The sequence below is a fragment of the Aeromonas simiae genome (assembly GCF_014892695.1).
Taxonomy (GTDB): domain Bacteria; phylum Pseudomonadota; class Gammaproteobacteria; order Enterobacterales; family Aeromonadaceae; genus Aeromonas; species Aeromonas simiae.
On sequence record NZ_CP040449.1, the window covers coordinates 3,196,019 to 3,218,975 of the forward strand.

General features: G+C 61.7%; 15 protein-coding genes and 1 tRNA gene. 10 read left to right on the top strand and 6 right to left on the bottom strand.

Annotated elements, in window-relative coordinates:
* Positions 1–112: 112 nt before the first annotated feature.
* Positions 113–3,277: a bifunctional proline dehydrogenase/L-glutamate gamma-semialdehyde dehydrogenase PutA gene (putA, locus tag FE240_RS15250; protein WP_193002155.1), complete on the top strand. Its 3,165-nt coding sequence runs from the start codon at positions 113–115 to the stop codon at positions 3,275–3,277.
* 65 nt (positions 3,278–3,342) lie between these two features.
* Here the strand turns inward: putA and tsaD are convergent, their stop codons facing one another.
* Positions 3,343–4,356: a tRNA (adenosine(37)-N6)-threonylcarbamoyltransferase complex transferase subunit TsaD gene (tsaD, locus tag FE240_RS15255; protein WP_193002158.1), complete on the bottom strand. Its 1,014-nt coding sequence runs from the start codon at positions 4,354–4,356 to the stop codon at positions 3,343–3,345.
* 181 nt (positions 4,357–4,537) lie between these two features.
* Between tsaD and rpsU the strand changes: the two genes are divergently transcribed.
* The 8 genes from rpsU to clpB all read left to right on the top strand — a co-directional run bounded on the left by rpsU (position 4,538) and on the right by clpB (position 15,594).
* On the top strand, positions 4,538–4,753 hold the full coding sequence (gene rpsU, locus FE240_RS15260; protein WP_005350755.1) for a 30S ribosomal protein S21: 216 nt from the start codon (positions 4,538–4,540) through the stop codon (positions 4,751–4,753).
* 15 nt (positions 4,754–4,768) lie between these two features.
* Positions 4,769–5,212 carry a GatB/YqeY domain-containing protein gene (locus FE240_RS15265; protein ID WP_193002162.1) on the top strand — a complete coding sequence of 148 codons (444 nt, stop codon included), beginning with the start codon at positions 4,769–4,771 and terminating at the stop codon, positions 5,210–5,212.
* A gap of 79 nt (positions 5,213–5,291) precedes the next feature.
* On the top strand, positions 5,292–7,076 hold the full coding sequence (dnaG, locus tag FE240_RS15270; RefSeq protein WP_193002165.1) for a DNA primase: 1,785 nt from the start codon (positions 5,292–5,294) through the stop codon (positions 7,074–7,076).
* Positions 7,077–7,312: 236 nt separating this feature from the next.
* Positions 7,313–9,175 (top strand): RNA polymerase sigma factor RpoD, encoded by a 1,863-nt coding sequence (gene rpoD, locus FE240_RS15275; RefSeq protein WP_042047741.1) that lies wholly within the window; start codon positions 7,313–7,315, stop codon positions 9,173–9,175.
* Positions 9,176–9,324: 149 nt separating this feature from the next.
* Positions 9,325–9,400, top strand: a tRNA-Ile gene (locus FE240_RS15280).
* A gap of 311 nt (positions 9,401–9,711) precedes the next feature.
* Positions 9,712–11,889 (top strand): catalase/peroxidase HPI, encoded by a 2,178-nt coding sequence (katG, locus tag FE240_RS15285; RefSeq protein WP_193002167.1) that lies wholly within the window; start codon positions 9,712–9,714, stop codon positions 11,887–11,889.
* 267 nt (positions 11,890–12,156) lie between these two features.
* Complete coding sequence (gene pgeF, locus FE240_RS15290) at positions 12,157–12,897, top strand: peptidoglycan editing factor PgeF (RefSeq protein WP_193002170.1); 741 nt, start codon at positions 12,157–12,159, stop codon at positions 12,895–12,897.
* Between the two features lie 123 nt (positions 12,898–13,020).
* Positions 13,021–15,594, top strand: coding sequence for an ATP-dependent chaperone ClpB (clpB, locus tag FE240_RS15295; protein WP_193002173.1), 2,574 nt, complete (start codon positions 13,021–13,023; stop codon positions 15,592–15,594).
* Between the two features lie 153 nt (positions 15,595–15,747).
* Here the strand turns inward: clpB and asnA are convergent, their stop codons facing one another.
* Complete coding sequence (gene asnA / locus FE240_RS15300; RefSeq protein WP_042044951.1) at positions 15,748–16,740, bottom strand: aspartate--ammonia ligase; 993 nt, start codon at positions 16,738–16,740, stop codon at positions 15,748–15,750.
* A 154-nt stretch (positions 16,741–16,894) separates the two neighbouring features.
* Between asnA and asnC the strand changes: the two genes are divergently transcribed.
* Complete coding sequence (gene asnC / locus FE240_RS15305; protein ID WP_042044950.1) at positions 16,895–17,356, top strand: transcriptional regulator AsnC; 462 nt, start codon at positions 16,895–16,897, stop codon at positions 17,354–17,356.
* Here asnC and FE240_RS15310 read toward each other — a convergent pair.
* The 4 genes from FE240_RS15310 to yqhD form a co-directional block, all read right to left on the bottom strand.
* Positions 17,353–18,123 carry a substrate-binding periplasmic protein gene (locus FE240_RS15310; protein ID WP_193002176.1) on the bottom strand — a complete coding sequence of 257 codons (771 nt, stop codon included), beginning with the start codon at positions 18,121–18,123 and terminating at the stop codon, positions 17,353–17,355. The two genes, asnC and FE240_RS15310, sit on opposite strands and share 4 nt — an antisense overlap.
* Positions 18,124–18,245: 122 nt before the next feature.
* Positions 18,246–19,730 (bottom strand): Re/Si-specific NAD(P)(+) transhydrogenase subunit beta, encoded by a 1,485-nt coding sequence (gene pntB / locus FE240_RS15315; RefSeq protein ID WP_193002179.1) that lies wholly within the window; start codon positions 19,728–19,730, stop codon positions 18,246–18,248.
* Between the two features lie 11 nt (positions 19,731–19,741).
* Positions 19,742–21,268 (bottom strand): Re/Si-specific NAD(P)(+) transhydrogenase subunit alpha, encoded by a 1,527-nt coding sequence (pntA, locus tag FE240_RS15320; protein WP_193002183.1) that lies wholly within the window; start codon positions 21,266–21,268, stop codon positions 19,742–19,744.
* 484 nt (positions 21,269–21,752) lie between these two features.
* Entirely contained in the window at positions 21,753–22,916 is a 1,164-nt protein-coding gene (yqhD, locus tag FE240_RS15325; protein WP_193002185.1) for an alcohol dehydrogenase, read from the bottom strand.
* Between the last annotated feature and the right edge of the window lie 41 nt (positions 22,917–22,957).

Here is a 22,957-nt window from a genome sequence, read left to right on the forward strand (position 1 = left end):
ATGAAGTGGCAACATTTTCATTTCATCCCTTCATTAAAATTGTATACATTACCGGCATACTGGCGCCGAGCGCCTTCCCATCAATCCCTCAGGGTGTACAGGAAGACCCCACATGTTCAACGCGACCCAAGTGCTTGCCCCCGATTACCGCCCTACCGATCTCGCCGCCCTGCGCGAGGCCATCACCCAGAACTATGTGGTGGACGAGAACGCCTACCTCGCCGAACTGTCCGCCATGCTGCCGAGCGACGGCGCCACCTTGGAGCGCATCACCCGCCGCGCCACGGCTCTGGTGGGCAAGGTGCGCCAAGAGAACGGGGCCGGTGACGGCATCGATGCCTTCTTGCAGGAGTACAGCCTGGATACCCAGGAAGGGATCATCCTGATGTGCCTGGCCGAGGCGCTGCTGCGCGTCCCGGATGCCGAGACCGCCGACGCCCTGATCAAAGACAAGCTCTCCGGCGCCAATTGGGCAGCCCACTTTCGCAAGAGTGACTCGACCCTGGTCAATGCCTCAACCTGGGGCCTGATGCTGACCGGCAAGATCATCAAGTTCGACAAGAAACTCGACGGCAACCCGGCCAACCTGCTGGGGCGCATGGTCAACAAGCTGGGGGAGCCGGTGGTGCGCTCGGCCATGTATGCCGCCATGAAGATCATGGGCAAGCAATTCGTGCTGGGGCGCGACATGAAAGAGGCGCTCAAGGCCAGCCGCAAGCAGCGCGAGCAGGGCTTCACCCACACCTATGACATGCTGGGGGAGTCGGCCCTGACCATGCAGGACGCCGACAAGTACCTGGGCGATTATCGCAACGCCATCGAAGCGGTCGGTGCCGAGCGCATCAACGACGGCGGCCCGGCCCCCTCCATCTCGATCAAACTCTCGGCCCTGCATCCGCGCTACGACGTGGCCAACCGCGCTCGGGTGCTCGGCGAGATGTGCGAGCGGCTCGCCGGGCTGGTGCACCTGGCCCGGGAGCGGAACGTGGCCATCAGCATCGATGCCGAGGAGATGGACCGACTCGAGCTCTCCCTCGATCTGTTCGAGCAGCTCTACCGCAGTGAGGCCAACCGCGGCTGGGGCAAGCTCGGCATGGTGGTGCAGGCCTACTCCAAGCGCGCCCTGCCGGTACTGTGCTGGCTGACGGCCCTAGCCCGCGAGCAGGGGGATGTGATCCCGGTGCGGCTGGTCAAGGGCGCCTACTGGGACAGCGAGCTCAAGTATGCCCAGCAGGCCGGTCTGCCCGGCTATCCCCTCTACACCCGCAAGGCGGGCACCGACGTCTCTTATCTGGCCTGCGCCCGCTACCTGCTGAGCGATGCCACCCTGGGCGCCATCTCGCCCCAGTTCGCCACCCACAACGCCCACACTGTGGTGACCATCCTCGAGATGGCCGGCGAGCGTCAGTTTGAATTCCAGCGTCTGCACGGCATGGGGGACGAGCTCTACCACACAGTGCTCAAGGAGCATCCGGGACAGGCCTGCCGCATCTATGCCCCGGTCGGCGCCCACAAGGATCTGCTGCCCTATCTGGTGCGCCGCCTGCTGGAAAACGGCGCCAATACCTCGTTCGTACACAAGCTGGTCGACCCCAACACCCCGGCCGACCGCCTGGCCGAACATCCGCTGCGCACCCTCAAGCGCTACCCGACCCTGGCCAACGATCGCATCCCGCTGCCGCAGAGCCTGTTTAGCGACCGCAAGAACTCAAGCGGCGTCAACATGAACATCGTCTCCATCCAGCGCCCCTTCTTCGCCAAGCTCAAGGAGCTGGAGGGCAAGCCGTGGCAAGGAGGCCCCATCGTCAACGGCACCACCCTGACCACGGGCGAGGCCCACGCCGTGCTGAGCCCGCAAGACGTGAGCCAAGTGGTGGGCAAGATCCACTGGGCCGACGGGGCCGCCGTCGAGCAGGCGCTGGCTTCGGCCCACGCCGCCTTCCCGCACTGGCGCGAGACGCCGGTCTCCGAGCGGGCCGCCGCCCTGGAAAGGCTCGCCGATCTGCTGGAGGCGAACCGCGAGCCGCTCATCTCCCTGTGTACCCGCGAGGCGGGCAAGCTGCTGCAAGATGGCATCGACGAGGTGCGCGAGGCGGTGGATTTCTGTCGCTACTACGCCCAACAGGCCCGCACCATGATGGGCAAGGCCACCTTGCTGCCCGGCTACACCGGCGAGCAGAACGAGCTGTTCTTGCAAGGGCGCGGCGTGTTCGTCTGTATCAGCCCGTGGAACTTCCCACTGGCCATCTTCCTCGGTCAGGTGGCAGCGGCGCTTGCCACCGGCAACACGGTCGTGGCCAAGCCGGCGGAGCAGACCGGCCTCATCGCCCACCTGGCGGTGACCCTGGCCCACCAGGCCGGCATTCCGGCTGACGTGCTGCACCTGCTGCCGGGGGATGGCGCCAGCGTCGGCGCCCGATTGACCGCCGATCGCCGCATCGGCGGCGTCTGCTTCACCGGCTCCACCGAGACCGCCCGCCTCATCAATCAGACCCTGGCCAGCCGCGAGGGCGCCATCCTGCCGCTGATTGCCGAAACCGGCGGCCAGAACGCCATGATCGTCGACTCCACCGCCCTGCCCGAGCAGGTGGTGCGCGACGTGGTGAGTGCCGCCTTCCAGAGCGCCGGCCAGCGCTGCTCGGCCCTGCGGGTGCTCTATCTGCAAGAGGAGATCGCCGAGCGGGTGTTGGAGATCCTCAGTGGCGCCATGCAGGAGCTGCAAGTCGGCAACCCGGCCGAGCACAGCACCGATGTCGGCCCTGTCATCGACGCCGAGGCCAAGGCGGGGCTGGATCTGCATCTCGCCCGAATGATCCCGAAAAGCCGCCTGATCGCCCAGGCTCCCATGCCCAAGGCGACCCAGGAGGGGCACTTCGTGCAGCCGACGGCGCTGGAGATCCGCTCCATCAAGGAGCTAGAACGGGAGCAGTTCGGCCCGATCCTGCACGTGGTGCGCTATGCCGCCCGTGAGCTGGATAACGTCATCGATGAGATCAACGGTACCGGCTATGGCCTGACTCTGGGCATTCACAGCCGAAACGAGTCCCATGCCGAGGCACTGGCAAACCGCCTCAACGTGGGCAACGTCTACATCAACCGCAACCAGATCGGCGCCATGGTCGGGGTTCAGCCCTTCGGCGGCCAGGGGCTCTCCGGCACCGGCCCCAAGGCTGGCGGCCCTCACTATCTGCACCGCTTCGTGACCGAGAAGACCCGCACCATCAACACCACGGCGGTGGGGGGCAACGCTACCCTGCTGGCGATGGGCGATGCCTGATTGCCGGCGCCAACAATGCAAAGAGCCGCCCGAGGGCGGCTCTTTTTATCGCAAGATCCTAGAGATCAGGCGGGATCCAGCGTGTCCAACGGCCAGCGCGGCACCGCCTTGACCTCAAGCGGCTCAAACACTCCGGCCTTGAGGCGCTGCATGCCGGCGTAGGCGATCATGGCGCCGTTGTCAGTGCAGTACTCGGTGCGCGGGTAGAACACCTCACCGCCGAGATCTTGCATCATCTCAGCCAGCTGAGCACGCAGGTAACGGTTGGCACTGACCCCCCCCGCCACCACCAGACGCTTGAGACCGGTCTCTTTCAGAGCACGGCGGCACTTGATGGCGAGGGTATCGACCACCGCCGCCTGGAAGGCGTGGGCGATGTCGGCACGGGTCTGCTCGTCACTCCCTTCGGCCGCTATGGTGTTGGCGGCAAAGGTCTTGAGGCCGGAGAAGCTCATGTCGAGCCCGGGGCGATCGGTCATGGGGCGGGGGAAGACGAAGCGCCCCGGCGTGCCCTGCTCGGCCAGGCGCGACAACAGCGGGCCACCCGGATAATCGAGTCCCATCAGCTTGGCAGTCTTGTCGAAGGCTTCGCCGGCGGCGTCATCGATGGATTCACCGAGCACCTGATAGCGACCGATGCCATCGACCCGCACCAGCATGGAGTGGCCACCGGAGACCAGCAGAGCAACAAACGGAAACGCGGGGGCGTTCTCTTCCAGCATGGGGGCCAGCAGGTGCCCCTCCATGTGGTGCACCGCCACCGCCGGCTTGCCCCAGGCCATGGCCAGTGAGCGGCCTATGGTGGCGCCGACCAGCAGGGCTCCGACCAGGCCGGGGCCGGCCGTGTAAGCGATACCGTCGATGCCATCTTTATCAAGGCCGGCATCCTTCAATGCGGCCTGGATCAAGGGGATCGTCTTGCGCACATGATCGCGGCTCGCCAGCTCGGGTACGACACCGCCGTAATCCGCATGGAGCTTGACTTGGCTGTAGAGCTGATGGGAGAGGATCCCATGTTGATCGTCGAAGATCGCGATCCCGGTTTCGTCACAGGACGTCTCGATACCCAATACACGCATTGCTTCAAATTTTTCACTGCTAAAATGTGGCGGTTATGGTACCCTTCGCGAGTTTTTTAGACCAGCGATCTCTGCCGGGTTTACTTTCATTCCCGAAGCTGAGTATAATTTCGCACCATTTTAAGTCATGCTGTTCGCGCCTTGCGCCCAGCAACCCATTTATCACCGAGGTGAAAGGCACATGCCCGTAATTAAAGTCCGTGAAAACGAGCCGTTTGACGTAGCCCTGCGTCGCTTCAAGCGTTCTTGCGAAAAGGCCGGTATCCTGTCCGAAGTTCGTAGCCGTGAGTTCTACGAAAAGCCGACCACCATCCGCAAGCGCGCCAAGGCCTCCGCAGTTAAGCGTCACGCCAAGAAGCTGGCTCGCGAGAACGCACGCCGCATCCGTCTGTACTAATCCAGGTTAACTGCCGTGTCTCTGAAAGATCTGCTCAAGGATCAACAGAAGGCTGCCATGCTGGCCAAAGATAAGGCCCGCCTTGGCACCATCCGTCTGTTGATGGCCGAGATCAAGCAGCGTGAAGTGGATAGCCGCACCGAACTGGGTGACGAGGAGATCGTGGCTGTGGTGACCAAGATGGTCAAACAGCGCCGCGACTCCATCGCTCAATTCGAGGCCGCCGGCCGTCAGGATCTCGTCGACGTCGAAGCCGCCGAGATTACTGTACTGCAGGAGTTCCTTCCGCAGCAGCTGACCGCCGAGGAGATCGCCACCCTGATCGAGCAGGCCGTTGCCGATACCGGTGCCGCCGTCATGGCTGACATGGGTAAGGTAATGGGCGTTCTCAAGCCGAAGATCCAGGGACGTGCCGACGTAGGCGCTGTCAGCGCTCAGGTGAAAGCCCGTTTGGCATAAGGCAGGAACTTGCGTTAGTCAAAAGAAGCCGTGCTTCTCCGGAATGCGCGGCTTTTTTATTCTCTGAACAAGGGCAACCATGGCAGGCCGCATCCCGCAATCCTTTATCGATGACCTTCTGAATCGCACCGACATTGTCGAGCTGATCGACAGCCGGGTGCGCCTCAAGAAAGCCGGTAAAAACTATCAGGCATGCTGCCCCTTTCATAACGAGAAGAGCCCCTCCTTCTCGGTCAGCCCCGACAAACAGTTCTACCACTGCTTCGGTTGTGGAGCCCACGGCAACGCCATCGGCTTTGTCATGGCCTATGACGGCCTCGAATTCCCCGATGCCATCGACGAACTGGCCAGCCTGCATGGCATGACAGTACCGCGCGAGCAGAGCGGTGGCGGATCCTATGGATCCCAGCCTGCCGTCAGCAAGGATCTGTTCGAACTGATGGCTCAGATTGCCCGTTTCTACGAATCCAACCTCAAGTCAGCCTCCCAGGCCGTGGAATACCTCAAGCAGCGCGGTCTGACGGGTGAGGTGGTGAAGAAATTTGCCATCGGCTACGCCCCAAACGAATGGGATCAAGTGCGCCGCCGCTTTGGCGCCGGCCGTGAGCAGGAGCAGCAGCTCATCACAGGTGGCATGCTGATCCAGCGCGACAACGGCCCGGGCAGCTATGATCGCTTCCGCGATCGCATCATGTTCCCGATCCGTGACAAACGTGGCCGGGTCATCGGCTTTGGCGGACGAGTTCTGGGTGATGGCACCCCCAAGTATCTCAACTCGCCCGAGACCCCCATCTTCCACAAGGGACGCGAGCTGTTTGGCCTCTATGAGGTGCGTCAGGCCCACAAAGAGGTGCGCCGGGTTCTGGTGGTTGAGGGGTACATGGACGTGGTGGCCCTGGCCCAGTACGGCATCGACTACGCCGTGGCGGCGCTCGGCACCGCCACCACCAGCGATCACATCCACACCTTGTTTCGCACCACCGCCGAGGTGGTCTGCTGCTACGACGGAGACAACGCCGGTCGCGAAGCGGCCTGGCGGGCGCTCGACAACGCCCTGCCCCACCTACAGGACGGACGCGAGCTTAAGTTCGTGTTCCTGCCTGACGGGGAGGACCCTGACTCCCTGGTGCGCCAGATTGGCAAGAGTGAATTTGAAGAACTGCTCGATCAGGCTCAACCGTTCGCCGAGTTCATGTTCGAGCGTCTCGAGCGCGATGCCGCCCTTTCAGGGGAAGCGGGCAAGTACGAGGTGGCCAACAAGGCCGCGGATCTAATTCGCCGCGTGCCGGAAGGGTTCACCCGCGAAGGGCTCATCACCCGCCTCTCACGCATGATGCGCTGGGGGGAGAACAAACAGCGTCTCGACGAGCTGTTTGCCCGCCATAGTCAGCCCAAGAGCGATATCCTGCGTCCCCAGCGGGGGAAACTGACGCCACTGCGCCGGGCGCTGGCCCTGATGGTGCAATACCCTGCACTCACCGCAGAGCTGCCGGCCATGCCGGAACTGGAGGGATTGCATGTGGCAGGAATGAGCTTCCTGCTGCAACTGCATCAGCAGATTTTGGCGCAACCGGCCATCACCACCGCAATCTTGCTGGAGCACTGGCGTGGCACCAAGGAGGGGGAGATCCTGGCTCAGTTGGCCATGCACGATCTCTATGAAGGAATGGACATTGAGCCAGACGCGGTTCGTCAGGAGCTGGAAGATACCTTCATCGGCTTCATTAACCTGTTCCTCAAGCAACGCATCGAGGAGCTACAGGCCAAGGTGAGCCAGGAAGGGCTGACTCAAGATGAGACCCAGGAGCTGCTGTTGCTGCTCAAAGAGGTGGCTCAGGAAAAAAGAAATGACAACGGGGCTTGATATTTAGAGCTCAAGCCCCTATATCCAGTGCTGTTACCCGAATCGACGGGATGAAAAGAAGCAATATGACCGATGACCGCCTGGCCCCAACAATACAGAGGGCAGGGGTTTCTCACCGCTACCGCACCACCGGGCATAGCATGTCTGGCGGTTTTCTATTAGAATTGGTTATTTGCGCGTCAGCGCATTCATTGCATTGAATCGCGCAACCTAGCATCACCAACCGGATGAGTTCTATGGAGCAAACCCCGCAGTCGCAGCTTAAACTCCTCGTCGCCAAAGGTAAAGAACAGGGCTACCTGACCTATGCCGAGGTGAACGACCACCTGCCGCAGGACATCGTCGACTCCGATCAGATCGAAGACATCATTCAGATGATCAACGACATGGGTATCCAAGTGGTGGAAAACGCCCCTGATGCCGACGACCTGATCATGACCGATGCCACTGCTGATGAGGATGCGGCCGAAGCCGCAGCCCAGGCACTGGCCTCTGTTGAATCCGAGATTGGCCGTACCACCGATCCGGTCCGCATGTACATGCGGGAAATGGGTACCGTTGAACTGCTGACCCGCGAAGGTGAAATCGACATCGCCAAGCGGATCGAAGACGGCATCAACCAGGTACAAAGCTCCGTGGCAGAGTACCCGGAAGCCATCACCTACCTGCTCGAGCAGTATGACAAGTTCGAGGCAGAGCAGTTGCGCCTGTCTGACATCATCTCCGGTTTCGTCAACCCGGATGAGGCGGACGAGATGGGTCCTTCCGCGACTCACATCGGTTCCGAGCTGGGCGAGGATGACCTTGCCGACGAAGACAGCTCCGACGATGAAGAAGAGGACGAGGACGAAGACGGCAACGACAGCAGTGATGATGACAGCGACGGTGGCCCGGATCCGGAAGTCGCTCGCGAGAAGTTTGCCGAGCTGCGCACCCAGTACGAAGTGACCCGTCAGTCGATCCGCACCAACGGTCGCGCTCACGACGAGACCCAGGCTGAGATTGCCAAGCTGGCCGACATCTTCCGCCAATTCCGCCTGATGCCCAAGCAGTTCGATCGCTTGGTCAACAACATGCGCGAGATGATGGAGCGCGTGCGCGTGCAAGAGCGCATCATCCTGAAGCTGTGCGTCGAGCAGGCCAAGATGCCGAAGAAGACCTTCGTCAGCGCCTTCACCAATAACGAGTGCGAGACCGCCTGGTTCGAATACCAGAAGCAAGCCGGCAAGGCGTGGTCTGCTCCGCTCGTGGCCATGGAAGAAGAGGTGCTGCGCTCTATTGGCAAATTGCAGCAGATCGAAGAAGAGACCGGTCTTTCTATCGCCCAGATTAAAGACATCAACCGCCGCATGAGCATCGGTGAGGCCAAGGCCCGCCGCGCCAAGAAAGAGATGGTTGAGGCCAACTTGCGTCTGGTTATCTCGATCGCCAAGAAGTACACCAACCGCGGTCTGCAATTCCTGGATCTGATCCAAGAAGGCAACATCGGTTTGATGAAGGCCGTCGATAAGTTCGAATACCGTCGTGGCTACAAGTTCTCGACCTATGCGACCTGGTGGATCCGTCAGGCCATTACCCGCTCCATCGCGGATCAGGCCAGAACCATCCGTATCCCGGTTCACATGATTGAGACCATCAACAAGCTCAACCGTATCTCTCGTCAGATGCTGCAAGAGATGGGTCGTGAACCAAGTCCGGAAGAGCTGGCTATTCGCATGGGTATGCCGGAAGACAAGATCCGCAAGGTGCTGAAGATTGCCAAGGAGCCTATCTCGATGGAGACCCCCATCGGTGATGACGAAGACTCCCATCTTGGCGACTTCATCGAGGATACCACCCTCGCCCTGCCGGCTGATGCGGCCACCAGTGAGAGCCTGCGCAACGCCACTCGCGAAGTGCTGGCTGGCCTGACCGCACGGGAAGCCAAGGTGCTGCGCATGCGCTTCGGGATCGACATGAACACTGACCACACCCTTGAGGAAGTGGGCAAGCAGTTCGACGTGACCCGCGAGCGTATCCGTCAGATCGAAGCCAAGGCGCTGCGTAAGCTGCGTCACCCGAGCCGCTCCGAGGTGCTGCGTAGCTTCCTCGACGAGTAAACGTCTCGTGTTTTAGAAGGGCCCATCAGGGCCCTTTTTCATTCCGTTTTGACAGGCCCCAACCTGCTCAAAGCTTCGACAAGTGATTGATCCACCTATAGACTGCCCAAGGCGATTCTCCTATAATCGCCGCCACTTATGCCGATTTCGGCCCCTTAGCTCAGTGGTTAGAGCAGGCGACTCATAATCGCTTGGTCCCCAGTTCAAGTCTGGGAGGGGCCACCACTTCAGAGAGCCTCGCAGATCCCCATCTGCGGGGCTCTTTGTTTTATCTGCCCCTATCCTTTATCCAGTAAAAAACTGACGCACCCCCTCCTCCCCTCCTAAGTACGTCATCGCAGGATACATCCCCCTCCGCTCAAGGACTCCGCCAAGGTCTACACTGCTTCAGCGATAAAAATGAAACCGTATTCATCCACAATTAACCAACGTTGTCGTTATAGTGTGACCTCAATAGATTCATAAAAGTCCTAGTTCAAGCAAGGTAGCAGCCTCAGACGACTGGCTACCGGTATCGCAACTCAAGGGAGAGCAATATGAGTACGCACGGTGGAAATTCCGGGGGTAAGTGCCCATTCATGCACGGCGCCATGACCGAGTCAGGCAACTCGAACACCGATTGGTGGCCCACGTCGCTGAACCTCGACATCCTGCATCAACATGACAGCAAGACCAATCCGATGGGCGCCTCTTTCAATTACCGGGAAGAGCTCAAGAGCCTCGATATTGCGGCCCTCAAGCGCGACCTGCACGCCATGATGACCGACAGTCAGCCCTGGTGGCCTGCCGACTGGGGCCACTACGGCGGCCTGATGATCCGCATGGCATGGCACTCTGCCGGCACCTACCGGATCGCCGACGGACGGGGCGGCGCCGCCACCGGCAACCAGCGCTTTGCTCCGCTCAATTCTTGGCCCGACAACGCCAACCTCGACAAGGCCCGCCGCCTGCTCTGGCCCATCAAGAGAAAGTACGGCAACAAGATAAGCTGGGCCGATCTCATCGTACTGGCCGGCACCATCGCCTATGAGTCGATGGGCCTCAAGACCTACGGCTTCGCCTTTGGCCGGGAAGACATCTGGCATCCGGAGAAAGACATCTACTGGGGTTCGGAGAAGCAGTGGCTGGCGCCGAGCGGCGGTGAGCACAGCCGTTATTCTGGCCAGCGCGACCTGGAAAATCCGCTGGCAGCCGTGATGATGGGCCTAATCTACGTCAACCCGGAAGGGGTCGATGGCCAGCCCGATCCGCAGCGCACCGCCAATGACATCCGTGTCACCTTCGCCCGCATGGCGATGAACGACGAAGAGACGGTGGCGCTGACCGCCGGGGGGCACACGGTCGGCAAGACCCACGGTAATGGCGACGCCAAGCTGCTGGGCCCGGAGCCGGAGGCCGCAGGATTAGAGGATCAAGGCCTCGGCTGGCTCAACAAGACCTCCCGTGGCATCGGCCGCAATACCGTGACCAGCGGCATTGAGGGGGCATGGACCACCCACCCCACCCGCTGGGACAACGGCTACTTCGACATGCTGCTCGGTCACGAGTGGACGCTCACCAAGAGCCCGGCCGGCGCTTGGCAGTGGATCCCCATCGACATCAAGGAAGAGGACAAGCCGGTTGATGTCGAAGATCCCTCCCTCCGCTGCATGCCGATCATGACCGACGCCGACATGGCGATGAAGGTCGATCCTGCATACCGCAAAATTGCCGAACGCTTCCATCAGGATCCGGCCTACTTCTCCGAGGTGTTCGCCCGCGCCTGGTTCAAGCTGACCCACAGAGATCTGGGGCCCAAGGCCCGCTACCTCGGCCCCGACGTGCCGGGTGAGGATCTCATCTGGCAAGACCCGGTGCCGGCCGGTCGCAAGGACTACGACGTGGCAGCCATCAAGGCCGAGATCGCCGCGAGCGGCCTCTCCATCGCCGAGATGGTCGCCACCGCCTGGGACAGTGCCCGCACCTTCCGTGGCTCCGACAAGCGTGGCGGCGCCAACGGTGCCCGCATCCGCCTTGCGCCACAAAAAGGGTGGGAAGGGAACGAACCGGCACGCCTGGCCAAGGTGCTCGCCGTGCTCGAGCCTATCGCCGCCACGAGTGGTGCCAGTCTGGCCGATGTGATAGTGCTGGCCGGTAACCTGGGGGTCGAGCAGGCCGCCAAGGCGGCCGGTGTCCCCCTCGAAGTACCGTTCGCCCCTGGCCGTGGCGATGCCACGCAGGAGATGACCGACGTCGACTCCTTCGAGGTACTCGAGCCGCTGCACGATGGTTATCGTAACTGGCTCAAGCGCGACTACGTGGTCACTCCGGAGGAGATGCTGCTCGACAAGACGCAACTGCTCGGCCTCACCGCCCACGAGATGACGGCCCTGATCGGCGGCATGCGGGTGCTCGGCACCAACCATGGCGGCACGGCCCACGGGGTGTTTACCGACCGGGTCGGGGTGCTCAGCAACGACTTCTTCGTCAACCTGACCGACATGGCCTACCAGTGGGTACCGGCGGGCAGCAATCTCTATGAGATCCGCGATCGCCAGAGCGGCGCGTTGAAGTGGACCGCGACCCGGGTCGATCTGGTGTTCGGCTCCAACTCCATACTGCGCGCCTATGCCGAGGTGTATGCCCAGGATGACAACCAGGAGAAATTCGTGCGCGACTTCGTCGCGGCCTGGACCAAGGTGATGAACGCCGATCGCTTCGATCTGCACCCGTGATCCAGAGGGCCCCGCAACGGGGCCCTTCTTTTTCAACGCCCGAACTTAACCTCCCCCACCTTATCGTCAGAGTCCCTTTGCCTCCTCCATGGGGCTAGGCCCCGATCTATTGCTTCACCATGCCGGGCATTGGCCATGGCGGACTCAACGGCGCCACCTCTTCGCTCGAAGCGAAACATCAGGCTCTCGGAGAAGAGACCTGCGGGGCTTGCCGCCGCACTCCGCTGCCGTTATGGTCTCAATCCCTGACCCGAATCGGAATCCATCATGCCGCTTTCCTTCATTCAGCCCGACTGGCCGGCCCCGGCCAATGTGCATGCCCTCTCCACCACTCGCTTGGGTGGACTCAGTGTGGGGCCTTTTGCCGGTCTCAATCTGGGCGATCATGTGGGCGATGACCCGGTGCGGGTCGAGGAAAACCGCGCCCTGCTGCAACGCGAAGCCGCCATCCCAGACACCCTGCCCTGGTTGAGCCAGGTGCACGGCATTACCGTGCACCCTGCGGCCACGCCGTCTGTCACGGCGCCAGAGGCGGACGCCGCCTGCGCCCATGCCCCCGGCCATCCCTGCGTGGTAATGACGGCCGACTGCCTACCGGTGCTGTTTTGCGATCGCGCCGGTACCGTCGTCGCTGCCGCCCACGCCGGCTGGCGCGGCCTGCACGCCGGGGTACTGGAAGCAAGCATCACGGCCATGGGCTGCGATCCGGCCGAGGTGCTGGCCTGGCTCGGCCCGGCCATCGGCCCGGATGCCTTCGAGGTGGGGAGCGAGGTGCGCACCGCCTTCATCACCGAACAAGCAGAGGCCAGCGAGGCCTTCAAGCCCTCGACCAACGCCGACAAGTGGTTGGCCGATCTCTACCTGTTGGCGCGCCTACGCCTGAGACGCGCCGGTGTCAGCGCCATCTACGGCGGCGAGTTCTGCACCGTGAGCGATGCCACCCGTTTTTACTCTTATCGCCGCGACGGTCAGACCGGTCGTATGGCCTCGCTCATCTGGCTCGAGTGACCGGCGATCCGCTGCTGAAGAAAAAATCAGCAGCGGATCCCTTGAAATCCCCTTATCGGCCCTCATCTTTGCTTGCAGAAAGTTGTTTTTGCCGCACAGCGGCGTCTCTATAAGGGGAATGCGATGCGTCTTGATCGCCTCACCAGCAAGTTCCAACTTGCCATCTCCGATGCCCAGTCACTCGCACTGGGTCGTGATCACCAATTTATCGACCCCGTCCACCTGATGACCGCCTTGGTCAATCAGGATGGCGGCTCTATCCGTCCGCTGCTCACGCTGACCGGCCTGGACGTCAACGCCCTGCGCTCGCGCCTGGGCGAAGAACTCGATCGCCTGCCGCGCGTCAGCGGTGTGGATGGCGACGTACAGCTCTCCCCGGCCCTCGGCCGCCTGCTCAACGTCTGCGACAAGCTGGCCCAGCAACGCAAGGATCAGTTCATCTCGTCCGAGCTGTTCGTGCTGGCCGCCCTCGACGACAAGGGCAACCTCGGCGAGCTGCTGCGTGCCCAGGGGCTGACCAAGGAAAAACTCGAGGCGGCCATCGACAAAGTGCGTGGCGGCAAGAAGATCGATGATGCCAACGCCGAGGAGAACCGCCAGGCGCTGGAGAAATACACCATCGATCTCACCGAGCGGGCAGAGATCGGCAAACTCGATCCGGTCATCGGCCGAGATGACGAGATCCGCCGCACCATCCAGGTGCTGCAACGCCGCACCAAGAACAACCCTGTGCTCATCGGCGAACCCGGTGTCGGTAAGACCGCCATCGTCGAGGGACTGGCCCAGCGCATCATCAACGGCGAGGTGCCGGAGGGACTCAAGAACAAGCGGGTGCTCTCACTCGACATGGGCGCGCTGGTGGCCGGCGCCAAGTACCGCGGCGAATTTGAGGAGCGCCTCAAGGCGGTGCTCAACGATCTGGCCAAGGAAGAGGGCAACGTCATCCTCTTCGTTGACGAGCTGCACACCATGGTCGGCGCTGGCAAGGGCGAAGGGGCGATGGACGCCGGCAACATGCTCAAACCCGCCCTGGCGCGCGGTGAGCTGCACTGTGTCGGTGCCACCACGCTCGATGAGTACAGGCAGTACGTGGAGAAAGACGCCGCCCTCGAGCGCCGCTTCCAGAAGGTGCTGGTCGAAGAGCCGACGGTGGAAGACACCATCGCCATCCTGCGCGGCCTGAAAGAGCGCTATGAGCTGCACCACCACGTGCAGATCACCGATCCTGCGATTGTGGCGGCGGCCCAGCTCTCCCATCGCTACATCGCCGATCGCAAACTGCCGGACAAGGCCATCGACCTCATCGACGAGGCGGCCGCCAGCATCCGGTTGCAGATCGACTCCAAGCCCGAGGCGCTCGATCGCCTTGAGCGGCGCATCATCCAGCTCAAGCTGGAGCAGCAGGCCCTGAACAAGGAGTCTGACGATGCCAGTCGCAAGCGCCTCGACCTGCTCAACCAAGAGCTGGCCGAGAAGGAGTTTGAATACAACGAGCTGGAAGAGGTGTGGAAAGCCGAGAAGGCCGCCCTGGCCGGCACCCAGCACATCAAGGCGGCGCTGGAGCAGGCCCGTCAGGATCTCGATGTGGCCCGCCGCGCAGGCGACTTGGGGCGCATGTCCGAGTTGCAATACGGCCGCATCCCCGAGCTGGAGAAACAGCTCGATCTGGCGACCCAGGCCGAGATGCAGGAGACCAGCCTGCTGCGCAATCGGGTCACCGACGTAGAGATCGCCGACGTGCTGGCCCGCTGGACCGGTATCCCGGTGGCCCGCATGCTCGAGAGCGAGAAAGAGAAGCTGCTGCGCATGGAAGATCAGCTCCACAGCCGGGTGATCGGCCAAAACGAGGCGGTCGATGCGGTCTCCAACGCCATCCGCCGCTCCCGCGCCGGCCTCTCCGATCCGAACCGCCCGATCGGCTCGTTTTTGTTCCTCGGCCCCACCGGGGTGGGCAAGACCGAGCTGTGCAAGGCGCTGGCCGAGTTCCTGTTCGACACCCAAGATGCCATGGTGCGCATCGACATGTCGGAGTTCATGGAAAAACACAGCGTCTCGCGTCTGGTCGGGGCGCCTCCCGGATACGTGGGCTATGAGGAGGGGGGTTATCTGACCGAGGCGGTGCGCCGCCGCCCCTACTCGGTGATCCTGCTCGACGAGGTGGAAAAAGCGCACCCGGATGTGTTCAACATCCTGTTGCAGGTGCTCGATGACGGCCGTCTCACCGATGGTCAGGGCCGCACCGTCGATTTTCGCAATACCGTGGTCATCATGACCTCAAACCTGGGCTCGGATCTCATTCAGGAGCACCACAGCGAGAAGGACTACGACGAGATGAAGGCCCTGCTGATGGAGGTGCTAACCCACAGCTTCCGGCCCGAGTTCATCAACCGGATCGACGAGACCGTGGTCTTCCACCCGCTCGGCGAGGAGCACATCAAGTCCATCGCCCGCATCCAACTCAAGGGGCTGGTGGCCCGCCTCGAGCAGCAGGGCTATCAGGTGGAGGTCAGCGAGGATCTGCTCACCCGCCTGGCCCATGCCGGCTTCGACCCGGTCTACGGGGCGCGTCCGCTCAAGCGCGCCATCCAGCAGAAGGTCGAAAACCCGCTCGCCCAGGCCATCCTCTCCGGCCGGGTGGTACCGGACAAGCTGCTGCGCCTGGGGGCTGACAGCAACGGTCTGACGCTGGAGCAGTAAACACCGCAAAAACCAAAACGCCGGCTCCGAGCCGGCGTTTTTTATCCATAAAAAACGGCAATCCGAAGATTGCCGAGAGGAATGTAGTGAATGCGGCCGGACATGGGATGAGCGGGCCACAGGGGGAACCTCCCCCGGGGAAGGCAAGCCTTCTTAAAGCAGTCCGGAGATACGCTCCCTCACCTCGGACGGCCACACACCAACCTGCACCTGCCCGATGTGCTCCTTTTGCAGCAGCAACATGGCCAAACGCGATTGTCCTATCCCTCCACCTATGGTCTGCGGCATGCGCCCGGCCAGCAGCTCCTGGTGCCACTCATAGGCCAGACGGTCCTCGTCACCGGTGAGGGCGAGCTGACGACGCAGGGCCTCTGCGTCCACGCGGATCCCCATAGAGGAGATTTCAAAGCTGTCTTCGAGCACCGGGTTCCACACCAGGATGTCGCCGTTGAGGCCAGCCAGACCCAGCTCGCTCTCGGAGCTCCAGTCGTCATAGTCAGGGGCCCGCACATCATGGCGCTCACCGTGGGAGAGATCGCCGCCGATGCCGATGAGGAACACGGCCCCCAACTCCTTGGCGATGGCGCGCTCACGCCCCTTGGCATCCAGCTCCGGATAGCGGCGCAGTAGCTCTTCACTGTGCATGAACTGGATCGCTTCCGGCAGGAAGGGGGTCAGGTCATGCTCGGCGCAGATGGCGCGCTCGGTGGTCTTAATGGCGGTCCAGATCGCCTGCACCGTCTCTTTCAGGTAGGCCAGATCGCGGCGGTCCTGCGGCATCACCCGCTCCCAGTCCCACTGATCCACATAGACGGAGTGGATCGGTGAGAGGCGCTCCTCATCCGGACGCAGGGCCTTCATATGGGTGTAGAGCCCCTCGCCCGGAGCAAAACCGAAACGGCCCAGGGTCTGGCGTTTCCACTTGGCCAGCGAATGCACCACCTCGAAGGTGTGCTCAGGCAGGGTTCTCACCTTGACCTGCACCGCTTTCTCGCTGCCGGACAGGTTGTCTTGAGTCCCATCACCGACGCGGCTCAGGATGGGAGCCTGCACCTCCATCAGACCCAGCTGCTGGGCGAGGTGGCGGGAGAAGAGTTCCTTCACGAGGGTGATCTGCTGCTGGCTGCGAATGTAGTGCTGTTTCATGGTGAATCCCTGTATCAAACTGCGTTGCTGGTGATGATTCTTCAACAAAACGACACCACAATTCAATAATCAATAATAGATTTACGCTTTACGCCTTTTTTAATTCAATATAACCTGCCATTTAATCTCAAATCGTTAAAGAGCGGTCGAAAAAGTGGCTGAAAATTATCGAATCGATAATCTGGATCAGGGCATCCTGAGCGCCCTGATGGAGAATGCGCGCATTCCCTATGCCGAACTGGCCAAGCGCTTCGCGGTCAGCCCAGGCACCATCCATGTGCGGGTGGAGAAGATGAAGCAGGCGGGGATCATCGAGGGGACGCGGGTACAGGTGAACGCCAAGAAGCTGGGTTACGACGTTTGCTGCTTCATCGGCATCAATTTGAAAAGCGCCAAGGATTACCCCTCGGCATTGGCCAAGCTGCGGGCGCTGGACGAGGTGGTCGAGGCCTACTACACCACCGGCCACTACAGCATCTTCATGAAGGTGATGACCCGCTCCATCGACGAGTTGCAGACCGTGCTCATCAGCAAGATCCAGAGCATCGACGAGATCCAGTCCACCGAGACCCTGATCTCGCTGCAAAACCCCATCCAGCGCGACGTCAAACCCTAGGGTTCGCGGTAGGGCACCCCGTACTTGGTGTAGATGTCCTGCAAGCGGCCATCCTCCTTCATCCGCCGCAGCTCGGCATCATAGGCTCGCATCAGGGTCGGGGTGCCTGCATCGGCGCGGGCCTTGCACCAGACGTTAAAATAGGTGCTCGAGCGGATCGGGCGCGGCAGGTAGTCGAGCTTCCCCGCCAGCCCCTCGGCGTGGATCTGAGCGAAGGCGCTGGCCAGTTGCATCGGCACCACGTCGATGCGCCCCTGTGCCAACTTGCGCAGTTGCAGCATGTTCATGCTGACCACCTGCACCTGCCAGGATGCATCGCCCTCGATCGCATTGATCTCGGGGGTGTAGGCAAAATCGCGGGTCAGCCCCAGCCGCCATGGTTTGAGATCCTCGAGACGCCCAAACTGGATGCGCCCCCTCTCCTCCTTGCGCACGAAGAAATACCAACTGTGGATGATGTGAGACTCAGCGGGGTAGATGAGATAGGCCTCCCGCTCGGGGCGATAGGAGTAGCTCAGCAGCATGTCGTAGCGGCCCTCCCGGGCGCTGCGACTGAGGCGAGCCCCCGAATCAATCAGCTCGATGCGAAACGGCTGGCCGAGGGTGCCAAAGATGCGGCTGACAATGTCGACATCCAGGCCAGTAGGATTGCCAGCCTGATCCAGGTACTTGAGCGGCGGCTCCAGCAGCCCGCCGATGAGCAGGGTCTTCGCCTGTAATGGCGCCAGCAGCAGACCCAGAAGCAAACAGCACCACTTCACTCGCATACACTCCCTGTGGGGCCTCAAGAGCGGTCAACACGATGTCAGACCGAGTCTGAGAGGGTAATGCAGAAACCGGGATAAAAAAAAGGAGGCCGCAGCCTCCTTTTTCCATCCTTGCATCAGGATCACAGTGCCTTGAGGATCGCCTCGACGCTGGCCTTGGCATCGCCAAACAGCATCTGGGTGTTGTCCTTGAAGAACAGCGGGTTCTGCACACCGGCATAACCGGTGTTCATGGAGCGCTTGAAGCCGATGACGGTCTGCGCCTTCCACACTTCCAGCACCGGCATGCCGGCGATGGGGCTGCCCGGATCTTCCAGAGCGGCCGGGTTCACGGTGTCGTTGGCACCGATCACCAGCACCACGTCGGTGTCGCTGAAGTCCTCGTTGATTTCGTCCATTTCCAGCACGATATCGTAAGGAACCTTGGCTTCCGCCAGCAACACGTTCATGTGGCCCGGCAGACGACCCGCAACCGGGTGGATACCAAAGCGCACCTTGATGCCGCGATCGCGCAGCTTCTGGGTGATTTCGGCCACCGGATACTGAGCCTGTGCCACCGCCATGCCATAGCCCGGGGTGATGATGACGGAGCCGGCGCCCTTGAGCAGGTCGGCCACGTCTTCGGCGCTGGTCTCGCGGTATTCGCCCATCTCCTGATCGCCACTGGAAGCGGCGCCGTCGGTGCCAAAGCCACCGGCGATAACGGAGATAAAGGAGCGGTTCATCGCCTTACACATGATGTAAGAGAGGATGGCACCGGAGGAGCCCACCAGAGCACCGGTCACGATCAGCAGGTCGTTGGAGAGCATGAAGCCCGCCGCCGCCGCTGCCCAACCGGAGTAGGAGTTGAGCATGGAAACCACCACCGGCATGTCGGCGCCACCGATGGAGGCCACCAGATGCCAGCCGAAGGCGAAGGCGATCAGGGTCATGATCAGCAGGGCAGTGGTGGAGCCGCCAACCTTGACGAAGTAAACCATCAGGGCCAGGGAAACCAGCACAGCCAGCAGGTTCAGCTTGTGGCGATGCGGCAGCATCAGCGGCTTGGAGGAGATGAGTCCACGCAGCTTGCCAAAGGCCACCACGGAGCCGGTGAAGGTCACCGCACCGATGAAGATGCCGAGGAAAATCTCGACCAGGTGGATGTTCAGCATGGCGCCGGTCAGGTGATCGGCCTGTACCGCCTGGGCGGCCTGCTCGAACGCCGCACGGGCGGCGGCCAGAGTGGCATCCAGGTTAGAGCCTACGCTGACCACGACTTCGCCAGGGGCAGCCGGGTGCAGGTCGATGAAGCTGTTAAAGCCCACCAGCACGGCGGCCATACCAACGAAGCTGTGCAGCACGGCCACCAGCTCGGGCATCTCGGTCATCTCGACCTTGAGTGCCAGACGCACGCCGATGGCGCCGCCGATAACCATGGCCAGAATGATCCAGTGCACGCCACTGGTTTCCGGGTTAAACACGGTAGCCACCAGAGCGATGGCCATACCGGCGATACCAAACAGGTTGCCATGCTTGGCCGTCTCCTGCTTCGACAGTCCCGCGAGACTGAGGATGAAGAGCACGGCGGCAACGATATAGGATGCTGTTACCAGTCCTTGAGACACGTTAAACCCCCTTAATCCTTACGGAACATCTTCAGCATGCGCTGAGTGACGGTGAAACCGCCGAAGATGTTGATACTGGCAATCAGCACGGCCACGAATGCAAGCCCTGTTACCAGGGGCGACCCTTGGCCAATCTGCAACAGCGCACCGACAACGATGATGCCGGAGATGGCGTTAGTCACGGACATCAGCGGGGTATGCAGGGCATGGGAAACGTTCCACACCACGTAGTAACCGACCACGCACGAGAGCACGAAGACGGTGAAGTGAGCCAGGAACTCAGCCGGAGCCACAGACGCGATCCAGCCGAACGCGGCGATGCCGAGTGCGCCCCAGATGAACTTCTTGTTGGAGGGCTTGGCCTCTTCCTTCTTCGCCACCGGCTTGGCAGCGGCGGGTTTTTGCGGGGCCGCAGAGACCGAGATGGCGGGGGGCGGGAAGGTCACTTCACCGGCCTTGATGACGGTCATGTTGCGCATGATGACGTCGTCAAAGTCGATGACGGCGTTACCGTCCTTCTCCTTGCACATCAGCTTCATCAGGTTCACCAGGTTGGTGCCGTAAAGCTGGGAGGATTGGGCCGGCAGACGACCCGGCAGGTCGGTGTAACCGATGATCTTGACGCCGTTGTCGGTGACATGCAGCTCGCCCGGCACAGTGTATTCACAGTTGCCGCCGGCCTGGGCCGCCATGTCCACGATCACGGAGCCCGGCTTCATGCTGTCGACCATCTCTTTGGTGATCAGCTTGGGAGCCGGCTTGCCCGGGATCAGGGCGGTGGTGACGATGATGTCCACTTCCTTGGCCTGTTCGGCAAAGAGAGCCATCTCGGCGGCGATGAACTCCTCGCTCATCACCTTGGCGTAACCGTCGGAGGAGGAGCCATCCTCGCCGCCGAAGTCCAGCTTGAGGAACTCGCCGCCCATGGACTCGATCTGCTCGGCCACTTCCAGACGGGTGTCAAAGGCACGCACGATGGCGCCGAGGGAACCGGCTGCACCGATGGCGGCCAGACCGGCCACACCAGCACCGATGACCAGCACCTTGGCGGGTGGAACCTTACCGGCGGCGGTGATCTGGCCGGTGAAGAAGCGGCCAAACTCGTGGGCGGCTTCAATCACGGCACGATAGCCGCCGATGTTGGCCATGGAGGAGAGCGCATCCAGTGCCTGAGCACGGGAAATACGCGGCACCATGTCCATCGCCATCACGTTGATGTTGCGCTGGGAGAGCTTCTCAACCAGCTCGGGATTCTGGGCCGGCCAGACGAAGCTGATGAGGGTCGCCCCTTCCTTGATCTGGGCAATCTCGGCGTCGCTCGGTGCGTTGACCTTGAAGATCAGGTCGGCGTTCCAGACGCGCTCGGCTACTTCGGCCCCTGCGGCCACGAAGGCGGCGTCATCGAAGCTGGCGAAACGGCCGGCGCCGCTCTCCACCACCACGTCGAAGCCGAGCTTTTTCAGCTGCTCAACGGTGGCCGGAGTCGCTGCGACCCGGGTCTCACCGGCGAGACTCTCTCTCGGTATTCCAATCTGCATGACTATTCCCTGATGGTTAGTAAATAATCGCTACCTTTGTCTGTTGCCACCCGGCCGCTGAGCCGGCCGAACAGGACCTTGATGAAGAAAATCGGCCTCAGGCACGGCAACCTCCTGTTACCTCCCCTCCCCCGCTTTCCAGGCGCGAAGGTGATTAGTATCAAATTTTGGAGTTTTATGACAACCGAACTGTCTTCAGTCCACAGGCGGTTTTTCACCCGGTCTGAGCAGAGTATCAAAAAAACAAACCAAATGAGCGCCCCATGATGGCGGAATTGGTCGCCAACAGTGCTCCAACCAGTATAAAAAAATGTTTTTCTGGAACATTATCTTAGCTGATTTTGTTCTTAGAAATGTCAGGATCTGGGGTAGTAAGGGGATGATGTCTCAAAAAACAACACTTTTGTAACAGGCGAGCCGTTCGACGGGCCCGCCTACTCGTCACAGGAAGCGACTTACGACGCTTCTTTCCAATGTGCGCCCCTTAGCGGGCTGCTTCATAAATATGCCGGCTGGTTTCGAGGTCGATATCCCCATGCTCACCCAGGGCGGTATAACCACGCTCTTGCAGCTTGGCCAGCATGGTCGTCACATCCGGCTGATCGACGCCATAGTCGCGCAGCCGGGTCGGTACCCCCATCCGCTCGAAGAAGGCTCGGGTCGCCGCGATGGCCAGATCGATGCGCAGTGCCTCGTCACCCGTGGTGATCCCCCACACCCGCTCGGCGTATTGCAGCAGCTTGTCCTGCTTGGCATCGCGCTTGACGTCGAGCAGCACCGGCAGCAGCACCGCCAGGGTCTGGGCATGGTCGAGGCCGTGGCGGGCGGTCAGCTCATGGCCCAGCATGTGGGTGGCCCAATCTTGCGGCACACCGGCACCGATGAGGCCGTTGAGCGCCATGGTGGCACTCCACATCAGGTTGGCGCGCACCGCATAGTTCTCCGGCTCGGCCAGCGCCTTGGGGCCCTCTTCGATCAGGGTCAGCAGCAGCCCTTCGGCGAAGCGATCCTGCACCTTGGCATCCACCGGGAAGGTGATGTACTGCTCCACCACGTGCACAAAGGCATCCACCACGCCGTTGGCGACCTGACGGGCCGGCAGGGTATAGGTGAGCACCGGATCGAGCACGGCAAAGCGCGGCATCACGCAGGGGGAGAAGAAGTGCTGCTTGTCACCCGTGCTCTTGCGGGTGATCACGGCCCCCATGTTCATCTCAGAGCCAGTCGCCGGCAGGGTCAGCACAGAACCGAGTGGAATGGCCGTTTTCACCTTCTCCCCAACGGTCTCGAGGACGTGCCAAGGGTCGTCCGCCGCCTCATAAGGCGCCGCCGCCGCGATGAACTTGGTGCCATCGAGCACCGAGCCGCCGCCGACGGCCAGCAGAAAGTCGACACGTTCGGCGCGGGCCAGCTCGACCGCCCCCATCAAGGTCTCGTACGAGGGGTTGGGCTCGATGCCGCCGAACTCGAACAGGGTCATGCCGCTTAGGGCCTCACGGATGCGCGTCAGCAGACCGCTGCGCACCACGCTGCCACCGCCGTAGGTGATGAGGATGCGAGCATCGGAAGGGAGCTGCTCGCGCAGGGCGGCAATCTGCCCCTCACCAAACAGGATCTTGGTCGGGGTGTGCAGAGTAAAGTTGTGCATGGTCTCTCCTAGCAGGAAAAGGATAAAACTTGATGGTTGCA

What these genes read in the sequence shown, in the direction of transcription:
- FE240_RS15310 (WP_193002176.1), bottom strand. Translation starts at nt 18,123, where the DNA reads ATGCGAGTGAAGTGGTGCTGTTTGCTTCTGGGTCTGCTGCTGGCGCCA.
- rpoD (WP_042047741.1), top strand. Translation starts at nt 7,313, where the DNA reads ATGGAGCAAACCCCGCAGTCGCAGCTTAAACTCCTCGTCGCCAAAGGT.
- rpsU (WP_005350755.1), top strand. Translation starts at nt 4,538, where the DNA reads ATGCCCGTAATTAAAGTCCGTGAAAACGAGCCGTTTGACGTAGCCCTG.
- pgeF (WP_193002170.1), top strand. Translation starts at nt 12,157, where the DNA reads ATGCCGCTTTCCTTCATTCAGCCCGACTGGCCGGCCCCGGCCAATGTG.
- asnA (WP_042044951.1), bottom strand. Translation starts at nt 16,740, where the DNA reads ATGAAACAGCACTACATTCGCAGCCAGCAGCAGATCACCCTCGTGAAG.
- clpB (WP_193002173.1), top strand. Translation starts at nt 13,021, where the DNA reads ATGCGTCTTGATCGCCTCACCAGCAAGTTCCAACTTGCCATCTCCGAT.
- tsaD (WP_193002158.1), bottom strand. Translation starts at nt 4,356, where the DNA reads ATGCGTGTATTGGGTATCGAGACGTCCTGTGACGAAACCGGGATCGCG.
- pntA (WP_193002183.1), bottom strand. Translation starts at nt 21,268, where the DNA reads ATGCAGATTGGAATACCGAGAGAGAGTCTCGCCGGTGAGACCCGGGTC.
- dnaG (WP_193002165.1), top strand. Translation starts at nt 5,292, where the DNA reads ATGGCAGGCCGCATCCCGCAATCCTTTATCGATGACCTTCTGAATCGC.
- putA (WP_193002155.1), top strand. Translation starts at nt 113, where the DNA reads ATGTTCAACGCGACCCAAGTGCTTGCCCCCGATTACCGCCCTACCGAT.
- yqhD (WP_193002185.1), bottom strand. Translation starts at nt 22,916, where the DNA reads ATGCACAACTTTACTCTGCACACCCCGACCAAGATCCTGTTTGGTGAG.
- katG (WP_193002167.1), top strand. Translation starts at nt 9,712, where the DNA reads ATGAGTACGCACGGTGGAAATTCCGGGGGTAAGTGCCCATTCATGCAC.